The following is an 8,508-nucleotide window of genomic DNA, read 5'->3' as shown; positions in this document are numbered from 1 at the left end:
GTCGGGGCGGGCGGTTCGTGGCTCGCGCTGAACGTCTTCGGCGGCTGCGGTCGATCAGCTGTTGGCGGCGGGGCGCTCGACGTCGGTGGCGACCCGCAGCGGAGTGCGCGCGCCGCCGCACTTGGCCAGCCACTCGGTGATGCGTGCGGCGATGCCCTGCTCGGTGAGGCCGAGCTCGGCCAGCACCTCGTCGCGCGAGGCGTGCTCCAGGAACTCGTTCGGCACCGCCAGGTCGCGCAGCGGGACGTCCAGCTCGGCGTCGCGCAGAGCAGCTGCCAGCGCCCAGCCGAAACCGCCGTGCCGACCGCAGTCCTCCAGGGTGACCACCAGCCGGTGCTGAGCGGCCAGCTCGACCACCTGCTCCGGGACCGGCACCACCCAGCGCGGGTCGACCACGGTGACGTCGATGCCCTGCGCCGCCAGCCGCTCGGCCGCCGCCACCGCGAGCTCGCCGAACGCGCCGACCGCCGCGAGCAGCACGTCGCCGTTGCCGCGCCGCAGCACGTCGACACCGCCGATGCGCTCGACCGCCGGGACCTCTTCGATCACCGCGCCCTTGGAGAAGCGCACCACGGTCGGTCCGTCGTCGACGGCGACCGCCTCGCGCAGCTCCTCGCGCAGCGTGACCGCATCGCGCGGCGCGGCGACCTGGATGCCGGGGATCAGGCCCAGGATCGACAGGTCCCACATGCCGTTGTGGCTGGCCCCGTCCTCGCCGGTGACCCCGGAGCGGTCGAGGGTGACCGTCACCGGCTGCTTGTGCAGCGCGACGTCCATCAGCAGCTGGTCGAACGCGCGGTTGAGGAAGGTCGAGTACACCGCGAACACCGGGTGCAGCCCGCCCATCGCCATGCCGGCCGCCGAGGTCATGCCGTGCTGCTCGGCGATGCCGACGTCGAAGCAGCGCTCCGGGTAGACCTCGCCGAACTTCTTCAGCCCGGTCGGGCCGAGCATCGCCGCGGTGATGGCCACCACGTCGGGCCGCTCCGCGCCGATCTTCACCAGCTCGTCGGCGTAGACGTCGGTCCAGCTCTTCGGGGCCGGCTTGGTCGGCAGCCCGGTCTCCGGGTCGATGACCTTGACCTGGTGCATCTGCTCGGCCTGGTCGTTCTCGGCCGGGGCGAAGCCGTTGCCCTTGCGGGTCACCGCGTGCACGATCACCGGGCCGCCGAAGGACTTGGCCATCTGCAGCGCGTGCTCCATCGCGCGGATGTCGTGGCCGTCCACCGGGCCCAGGTACTTGATGCCCAGGTCGGAGAACATCACCTGCGGGGCGATGGCGTCCTTGATGCCGCTCTTGGCCGCGTGCAGGCCGGTGTAGAGCGAACGACCCACCACGGGCAGGTTGCGCAGCGTGCGGCGACCGCTCTCGAGCGCCTTCTCGTAGCTCGGGTTCAGCCGCAGCGCGGCGAGGTGCTCGGCCAGGCCACCGATGGTCGGGGCGTAGGAGCGACCGTTGTCGTTGACCACGATCACCACCGGGCGCTCCTGGTCGGCGGCGATGTTGTTCAACGCCTCCCAGCACATCCCGCCGGTCAGCGCGCCGTCACCGACCACGGCCACGGCGTGCCGCTGCTCCCCGCTCTGCTGGAAGGCGCGCGCCATGCCGTCGGCGTAGGACAGCGCGGTCGAGGCGTGGCTGTTCTCCACGTGGTCGTGCTCGCTCTCGGCGCGCGACGGGTAGCCGGACAGGCCGTCCCGCTTGCGCAGCCGGTCGAAGCCGTCCTGCCGACCGGTGATGATCTTGTGCACGTAGGCCTGATGTCCGGTGTCGAACACGACCGCGTCGCGCGGCGAGTCGAACACCCGGTGCACGGCCAGGGTCAGTTCGACCGCCCCCAGGTTCGGCCCCAGGTGACCACCGGTCCGCGAAACCTTCGCGATCAGGAACTGCCTGATCTCCTCGGCCAGTTGCGCCAGCTCAGCGTGCTTAAGGCGCCTGACGTCGGCCGGATTGCGCACGGACCCCAGCAGCGTCACCACTCCACCTCACTCATAGTGCTGGTCGGGTTCATTCGCATGCCGGGCCCGGCTGGCTGCCTGGCTCCGCCGCGATACATGGTGCGCCCAGTCTACGGAGCGGGCTACCGACGGCCCGGCGCGGTGTGCACCCCGCCCGGCCGCCCGCGGTTGATCGCGGCTCCCCGCACCGGTACCGCCGAACGGCCGCTGCTGCCGGTGTCCGAACCATCGGCCGAGCCCCCCACGCCGGTCTGGAGATCGAACTCGCGAGCAGCGACTCCACCCATTCCAAGGCCTGCGGCGGCAGTCCGCACGTCGTCGCGGCGCCCGGAGCGCTGCACCACCCCAGCCGGACCGACGACGGTGCAGGTCAACGCTGTGCGAATCGTCACCTGCGCCCGCGTCGGAACGCTCAGCTCCAGGGGCGCCAGGCGGGGATCGGGGCGATGCCTGGACGCAGGTCACCCCAGGGCGGGCTGTGCGGCGGGAGCTGCTGGAGTTCGGCGAACTCCAAGCGGCTGCGCACCCGCAGCCAGGCGACGACGAAGTAGGCGCCGATCGCCAGCGCGGCGATGCCGACGATCCACAGCCCCGGGTCGGTCAGCGCTCGACCGAAGGCGGTGGCCAGCAGCATCGAGCCGAGCATCGCGGCCAGGAACCCCACCGGCGCCCGGAACGCCGGGTTCGCCAGCGCCTTCGGTCCGCCCCGGTAGGTCGTGGTGCGCGCGAAGACCCACTTGCGCAGCGCCTGCCACGCGGGCAGGTCCTGGGGTCCGGTTCGCAGCGACCAGGCGGCCGTGCCGCGGCGACGCACGATCGCCGCCACCAGCTTCGGGTCCTCGACCGGCAGCACCCACTGCTGCTTGCCCGCGACCAATCGCACCGCCGGGCCGCGGCGCAGGCGAACGCCGACGCCACCGGGCAGCGGCCACCAGGCCTCGTCGGCGTCGATCTCGCCGGGTTGGGCCAGTGCGAGCTCGGCCAGCGGCAGCGCGTGGTTCCCGGATCCACCGGGGACGTCGCGCACCAGCACCACCCGGTCCCGGCCGATCCGCAGCTGTGCGGATCCGGCGGGCAGGACGGTCTCCACGTCGAGTTCGGCCAGGTCCGAGGCGAGCGCGCTGCAACGCCGCTGCGCAACGCGCGCCACGAGCGGCGCAACGACCAGGACGACCAGCCCGAGCAGGCCGAGCGGTGCTGCGAAGGTCAGGTCGACCACCGCTTGCGGCACTGCGGCGAGCAACGCCCACCCCGCCCAACGGCGCGGAGTCCGCTGGTCCAGCACCCACCCCACCGCGGCGATCCCGATCCACACCGCTGCCCAGACCAGCGAGAACCCGGGCGCGGCCGCCGAACCGAGCAGCAGCCCCGACGCAGGCAGCACCACCACGCTCAAGGCGCCGAGCACCAGCGATGCGGCCCGGCGTCCAGGCACGAATTCCGGTGCGGCACTGGGTTTTCCGGGCACCGCAGAGACCTCGGTCCCCGACTCGGGAGGTGCGGGAAGCACCTCCGCCAGGTGTTCGCGATTCGTCATCTCGCCGTTCCCATCCTCGGATCGACCCACCCGCCCGGCGGCCACCAGGTTCGCAGTTTCAATTGAAACTGCGCTTTCAACGGAAACCGCGGAACTCCGGGGCCGGTTACCCGTCGACGGGTTCGAGGAGGGCGATGCACTCGATGTGGTGGGTCATCGGGAAGGCGTCGAAGGCCTGCAGGTCGCTCAGGCGGTAGCCGTGTTCGGCGTAGAGCGAGACGTCGCGGGCCAATGCCGCCGGGTCGCACGCGATGTGCACGATCCTGGACGGCTCTCGCGAGGCCACTGCGTCCACGACCGCACGACCGGCGCCCTTCCGGGGCGGGTCCAGGACCACGACGTCGGGCGCCGGCAGGTCCTCGTCGGTCAGCACGCGCTCCACCGTGCCCGCGCGGAACGCCACCTGCGGGAGGTCCCGGAGGTTCGCCACCGCGTCTTCCACCGCGCGCTTGGACGACTCCACCAGCAGCACCTCACCGGTCGGACCGGCCTGCTCGGCGAGCACCGCCGCGAACAGACCGACCCCGCCGTAGAGGTCCCAGGCCACACCGCCGGACGGCACTGCGGCCAGCTGCGCGACGGTCTCGCTGAAGACGTCCGGCGCGGCCTTGTGGACCTGCCAGAAGCCCTGCACCGACACGTCGAACGAACGACCCGCAGCGGACTCGTGCGCCACCTCGCCGCCCCGGACGCTGCGCGCCACCGGACGCGCGTGCCGCCGCTTCGGCTTGTGGTCCACCGCGGTCACGTGGACCTCGCCGCGGGAGTCCTCGACAGCGGTCAGCTCCGCACCCGGCCGCCAGCGGCGGTCGGTGACCTCCGCCATCGCGCCCTCCGCGGTGATCGGGCAGTCCTCCACCGGCACCACCCGGTGGCTGCGGTGCGCCCGGAAGCCGGCGTTGCCGCTGCGGTCCACGGCCAGCCGCGCGCGCGTGCGCCAGCGCAGCAGCCCGCCGGGCAGCTCGCGCACCTGAACCGGCCAGTCGAGCCCGGCGATCCGCTGTAGCTGCTCGGCGACCACCGCCGCCTTCAGCTCGCGCTGGGTCTCGCCCGAAGCGTGCTGCCAGTCGCAGCCACCGCACCGGTTGCGGCCGAGCGCCATGTCGGCCAGCGCGCACGGCGGGCTCACCCGGCCCGCGGCGGGGGTCAGCACCTCGACGGCGTCAGCGCGGCAGAAGCCCCCGCCGGCGTCCTCGGTGACCTCCACGACCACGACCTCGCCGGGCAGCGCGTGCCGGACGAACACCACCCGGCCCTCGTACCGCGCCACGCAGTGGCCGCCGTGCGCGACGGCACCGACCTCGACTTCGAGCCGCCTACCGGTCCAGTCCGGTTTTCCGGTCACCGCTTCCCTTCCCGTTGGCCCCCAGCCCGCGCCGCGTGGCGCCGGGCATCGAGGCCAGCTGCTGCTTCTTCTTCTGGCGGATGCGGTCGGAGGACTCCAGCTGCCACGGCACGCTGGTGACCATCACACCCGGCTGGAACAGCAGCCGGCTCTTGAGCCGCAGCGCGCTCTGGTTGTGCAGCAGCTGCTCCCACCAGTGCCCCACCACATACTCCGGGATGAACACCGTCACCACGTCGCGGGGGCTGTCCCGGCGGATCCGCTTGACGTACTCCAGCACCGGCCGGGTGATCTCCCGGTACGGCGATTCCAGCACCTTCAGCGGCACCGGCAGGTTCTCCGCGTGCCACTGGGCGGTCAGCGCCCGGGTGTCCTCGTCGTCGACGTTGACCGTCACGCCCTCCAGCACGTCGGGCCGGGTGGCGCGGGCGTAGCCGATGGCCCGCATCGTCGGCAGGTGCAGCTTGGAGACCAGGACCAGCGCGTGGTTGCGCGAGGGCAGCACCCCGTCGGTCTCCTGCCGCGTGAGCTCCTCGGCCACCCGGTCGTAGTGCCGGTGGATGGCGGTCATCAGCACGTAGATGGCGGCCATCGCGGCGATCGCGATCCAGGCGCCGTGGGTGAACTTGGTGATCAGCACGATCACCAGCACGCTGGCCGTCATCGCCAGGCCGAAGGTGTTGATCGCCTGCGCGCGCCGCATCTGGGACCGGGTCTGCGGGTCCTCCTCGGTGCGCAGCTTCCGGTTCCAGTGCCGGATCATGCCGCTCTGGCTGAGCACGAACGACACGAACACGCCGACGATGTAGAGCTGGATCAGCCGGGTGACCTCGGCCTGGAAGGCGAACACCAGGATGATCGCGCCGACGGCCAGGAACACGATGCCGTTGGAGAAGGCCAGCCGGTCCCCGCGGGTGTGCAGCTGCCGCGGCAGGAACCGGTCCTGCGCCAGGATCGACCCGAGCACCGGGAAACCGTTGAACGCGGTGTTGGCGGCCAGCACCAGGATGAGCCCGGTGAAGAACACCAGGTACCACACGCCCGGCGGGAAGCCGTGGAAGACGGCCCCGGCCAGCTGCGCGACCAGCGTCTTCTGCTGGTAGCCCTCGGGCGCGCCGGTCAACTGCGTCGCCGGGTCCTCGACGAACACGACACCGGTCACCCGGGCCATCCACAGCAACCCGAGCAGCATGATCACGGCGATGCTGCCCATCAGCGCCAGCGTGGTGGCCGCGTTGCGCGACTTCGGCTTGCGGAACGCCGGCACGCCGTTGCTGATCGCCTCCACACCCGTCAACGCCGCGCTGCCGGAGGAGAACGCCCGCAGCGCGACGAACGCGAACGCCACCCCGGCCATCTGGCTCTCGTCCGGAATCACCCCGAAACCGGCGCTCTCGGCGCGCAGCTCGGTGCCGAGCACGTAGGTCTGGAACAGGCCCCAGAGGATCATGCCGATGATCCCGATGATGAACGCGTAGGTCGGGATCGCGAACAGCGAACCGGACTCCCGGACACCGCGCAGGTTCATCGCGGTCAGCAGCACGATCGCGCCGACCGCGAACAGCACCTTGTGCTCGGCCACGAACGGGATCACCGAGCCGATGTTGGCCGCCGCCGAGGAGATCGAGACCGCGACGGTGAGGATGTAGTCGACCAGCAGCGCGCTGGCCACCACCAAGCCCCACCGGCGCCCGTGGTTGACGCTGGCGACCTCGTAGTCGCCGCCGCCCGAGGTGTAGACGCGCACGTTCTGCCGGTACGACGCGACCACCGTGATCATCACGATCGCCACCAGCAGCCCGATCCACGGGCTCATCGCGAACGCCGAAACACCCGCCACCGAGAGCACCAGCAGGATCTCTTCGGGGGCGTAGGCGACGCTGGACATGGCGTCGGAGGAGAACACCGGCAGCGCGATGCGCTTGGGCAGCAAGGTGTGCGCGAGGCGGTCGCTGCGGAAGGGTTGACCGACGATCAACCGTTTCGCTGCGGTTGCGAGCTTGGACACGGCACAGAGCGTAAGCGCAAACAGCGGCCAACTGGGTGGTTCTGCCGTCCGTTTTGCTAGCAGGTCACATCCCGGGGCCACCCCTGCCCACATCCGCACCTCACCCGGTACGGTGCACCAGCCCGGAACCGGCCGCCGTTCCCGCAGCCCGGATCCGCGGCGCGCCAGGTACCGTCAGCAGACGATCGCGAGATCGTCGCAACGCCAGCACATCCCCGCAGCGAGGAGACGAAGCTCGTGCACGTGGTGATCATGGGATGCGGCCGGGTCGGGGCGTCCCTGGCCGCCGCCCTGCAACGGCTCGATCACACCGTGGCCGTGGTCGACAAGGACCCCCAGTCGTTCCACCGACTGGGCAAGGACTTCCGAGGCCAGCAGGTCACCGGCAACGGCTTCGACCGGGACATCCTGGTCGAAGCGGGCATCGAGCGGGCAGCGGCCTTCGCAGCCGTGTCCAACGGGGACAACTCCAACATCGTTTCGGCCCGCGTCGCCCGCGAGACCTTCGGCGTGGAGCACGTGGTCGCCCGGATCTACGACCCCAAGCGCGCCGAGGTCTACCAGCGCCTCGGAATCCCCACCGTGGCCACCGTTCCGTGGACCACCGACCGGTTCCTGCGGATGCTGCTGCCCGAGGGCGTGGCCACCGCGTGGCGGGAGCCGTCCGGCACCGTCGCGGTCCTGCAGCTGCCGCTGCACGAGGACTGGGTCGGGCACCGGGTGTCCGAGGTGGAATCCGCCATCGGCGCGCGGGTCGCGTTCATCACGCGGTTCGGCAACGGTGTGCTCCCGGAGGCCAAGACCGTCATCCAAGCCGACGACGTGGTCTACGTGGCCGCGCTGTCGGGCACCGTCACCGACGTCACGGCGGCTGCCCGCCGCACACCCGAGGAGAGCGAGTAATGCGCATCGCGATCGCGGGCGCCGGCGCGGTCGGCCAGTCCATCGCGCGGGAGCTGCTCGAAGGCGACCACGAAGTCCTGCTCATCGAGCGCAGCGTGGCCAACTACCACCCGAGGAACATCCCGGACGCGGAGTGGATGCTGGCCGACGCCTGCGAGCTGGCCTCGCTGGAAGAAGCGGGGCTGGAGTCCTGCGACGTGGTCATCGCCGCCACCGGCGACGACAAGGTGAACCTGGTGGTCTCGCTGCTGTCGAAGACCGAGTTCGCGGTGCGCCGGGTCGTCGCCCGCGTCAACGACCCGCTCAACGAGTGGCTGTTCACCGAGGCCTGGGGCGTCGACGTCGCGGTGTCCACGCCCCGGATGCTGGCCGCGATGGTCGAGGAAGCGGTCAACGTCGGCGACCTGGTCCGGTTGATGACCCTGCGCCAGGGCCAGGCGAACCTGGTCGAGGTCACGCTGCCGGAGACCACGCCGCTGGCCGGGCGGCGGGTCCGCGAGCTGAAGCTGCCCGCGGACGCGGCGCTGGTGAGCATCCTGCGCGGCGGCCGGGTCATCGTGCCGCAGGCCGACGATCCGCTGGAGATCGGCGACGAACTGCTCTTCGTGGCCACCGCCGACGTCGAGCAGCAGATCCGAGCGATCATCCACGACAAGCAGGACTGACCGAAGACCACCCGATCGGGTGACATCTTCCGCAAATTCAATGGAAATCGGACGTCCGATTTCCATTGAATTTGCGGAACTCGTGCTA

Annotated in this window: 6 protein-coding genes; 2 read left to right on the top strand and 4 right to left on the bottom strand. The window is 71.1% G+C overall.

The features are described from left to right. Window positions 1-54 precede the first annotated feature (54 nt). From dxs to ABTZ89_RS31225, 4 genes are all read right to left on the bottom strand, one after another. On the bottom strand, window positions 55-1,980 hold the full coding sequence (dxs, locus tag ABTZ89_RS31240) for a 1-deoxy-D-xylulose-5-phosphate synthase (RefSeq protein ID WP_351051471.1): 1,926 nt from the start codon (window positions 1,978-1,980) through the stop codon (window positions 55-57). A 394-nt stretch (window positions 1,981-2,374) separates the two neighbouring features. Next, complete coding sequence (locus ABTZ89_RS31235; protein WP_351051468.1) at window positions 2,375-3,499, bottom strand: hypothetical protein; 1,125 nt, start codon at window positions 3,497-3,499, stop codon at window positions 2,375-2,377. Between the two features lie 106 nt (window positions 3,500-3,605). Further along, complete coding sequence (locus ABTZ89_RS31230; protein ID WP_351051465.1) at window positions 3,606-4,844, bottom strand: class I SAM-dependent RNA methyltransferase; 1,239 nt, start codon at window positions 4,842-4,844, stop codon at window positions 3,606-3,608. Continuing rightward, window positions 4,816-6,852, bottom strand: a complete 2,037-nt coding sequence (locus ABTZ89_RS31225) for an APC family permease (protein ID WP_270947964.1) — start codon at window positions 6,850-6,852, stop codon at window positions 4,816-4,818. Before ABTZ89_RS31225 ends, ABTZ89_RS31230 begins: the two co-directional genes overlap by 29 nt. Before the next feature lie 237 nt (window positions 6,853-7,089). On the opposite strand from ABTZ89_RS31225, the gene ABTZ89_RS31220 reads away from it, so the two are divergent. Both ABTZ89_RS31220 and ABTZ89_RS31215 read left to right on the top strand, forming a co-directional pair. Beyond that, complete coding sequence (locus ABTZ89_RS31220) at window positions 7,090-7,755, top strand: potassium channel family protein (RefSeq protein ID WP_270947965.1); 666 nt, start codon at window positions 7,090-7,092, stop codon at window positions 7,753-7,755. Beyond that, window positions 7,755-8,420, top strand: a complete 666-nt coding sequence (locus ABTZ89_RS31215; protein WP_270947966.1) for a potassium channel family protein — start codon at window positions 7,755-7,757, stop codon at window positions 8,418-8,420. Before ABTZ89_RS31220 ends, ABTZ89_RS31215 begins: the two co-directional genes overlap by 1 nt. Window positions 8,421-8,508: the final 88 nt, after the last annotated feature.

The sequence above is a fragment of the Saccharopolyspora sp. NPDC002686 genome (assembly GCF_040295745.1).
GTDB lineage: Bacteria > Actinomycetota > Actinomycetes > Mycobacteriales > Pseudonocardiaceae > Saccharopolyspora > Saccharopolyspora oryzae.
The sequence above is the reverse complement of the archived record's forward strand: the minus strand, read 5'-3'. Positions and strand labels throughout refer to the sequence as shown.

Bases quoted from the DNA above. Each gene is read 5' to 3' on its own strand.
- ABTZ89_RS31235 (WP_351051468.1), bottom strand. From the start codon at position 3,499: ATGACGAATCGCGAACACCTGGCGGAGGTGCTTCCCGCACCTCCCGAG.
- ABTZ89_RS31215 (WP_270947966.1), top strand. From the start codon at position 7,755: ATGCGCATCGCGATCGCGGGCGCCGGCGCGGTCGGCCAGTCCATCGCG.